This is a genomic window from Psychrobacter sp. 1U2 (assembly GCF_051847575.1).
Genome location: NZ_JBPYDC010000722.1, coordinates 1 through 875 on the forward strand (window position 1 = coordinate 1; position 875 = coordinate 875).

The following is an 875-nucleotide window of genomic DNA, read 5'->3' on the forward strand; positions in this document are numbered from 1 at the left end:
GAAACGAAGGTCGCCACAGGTGAAGCAGGTGGTATTACTCAACATATTGGCGCTTATCATGTAGAGACGGAACGCGGCGTTATTACTTTCCTCGATACTCCAGGCCACGCAGCCTTTAGCGCTATGCGATCACGTGGTGCGCAAGCTACTGATATTGTAGTATTGGTTGTGGCAGCGGATGATGGCATGATGCCGCAGACAGAAGAAGCAATTGATCATGCGCGCGCTGCTGGTACACCTTTAATCGTAGCTATTAATAAAATGGATAAGCCAGGTGCTGATCCTGATCGCGTCCTTAATGAGTTAACTACAAAAGAAGTGGTCTCAGAAGATTGGGGCGGTGATACACCAATGGCTCGTATTTCAGCCAAGACCGGTGAAGGCATTGATGATCTTTTAGAATATATTAGCTTACAGGCTGAACTAATGGAGCTAGAAGCACCACTAGATGGTGCTGCACAAGGTGTGGTCATTGAATCAAAACTTGAAAAAGGTCGTGGTCCTGTTGTTAGTGTATTGGTCAAGAAAGGCACACTTAAACAGGGTGATCTAGTGCTAGCTGGTGAGCATTACGGTAAAGTGCGTGCAATAACGGATGAACATGGTAAACGTGTACAGTCAGCAGGTCCTTCTATACCAGTCGAAATCTTAGGCTTACCTGAAACGCCAGCAGCTGGTAGCGAATTCTTAGTCGTAACAGACGAGAAAAAAGCACGTGAAGTTGCAGATTTTAGAACCAACCGTGAGCGTGAGCGTCAACTTGAACGTCAAAATGCCATGCGTTTAGAAAGCATGTTTGATCAGATGGAACAAGGCGATGTGTCATTCTTAAATATCGTACTAAAAACTGACGTACGTGGTTCACTCGAAGCCTT

General features: G+C 45.6%; 1 protein-coding gene. It reads left to right on the plus strand.

Annotated features, from left to right (window positions below; genetic code table 11):
• Window positions 1–875, plus strand: an 875-nt coding sequence (gene infB / locus ACS8FD_RS18320) for a translation initiation factor IF-2 (protein WP_439276899.1), incomplete at both ends; no start/stop codon positions are given.